The sequence below is a fragment of the Gilvimarinus sp. 1_MG-2023 genome (genome assembly GCF_030548285.1).
On sequence record NZ_JAUOSC010000147.1, the window covers coordinates 1 to 453 of the forward strand.

1 pseudogene is annotated in these 453 nt (G+C 54.7%); it reads right to left on the reverse strand.

The features are described 5' to 3' along the window. Nucleotides 1-453 (reverse strand): annotated as a pseudogene (locus Q4563_RS16150) (hypothetical protein); the annotation flags it as partial.

Below are 453 nucleotides of genomic sequence, written 5' to 3' on the forward strand. Positions count from 1 at the left end.
GTTTAACACCGCCAACGGCGTTTTTAACGAATGCGACAGATTACCGCTGGCCATACGAGCACGTAACAAACGTTCGCGGGTCCGTTCACCCAGCCGGTTGATTTCATCCACCAGAGGTTCCAGCTCCTGCATTTCGGGTGCTTCCAGGTGATCCCGTTCCTGCCGTGCCAACTGGCGCAATTGCTGCTGGATCTGTTCAAAGGGTAATAACGCCTCGTTGAGCTGACGGCGCTGCCAGACAAAAATAGCCGCCATCAGTACACTCAGCAACAGCAGCAAGGTTACAAACGCCTGTACAAATACGTCCATAATAGGGAGGAAATCTTCTGCGATCTGCAGCTCTACCTGCCGCTGCCCCACCGTCAGCGACAGGCTCATCACGTACAGGTTTTGCTCCGGTATTACCTGCTGCCAGCTCCACAAGGTCTCTCCCGCCAGGCCTTGCATTTCCAG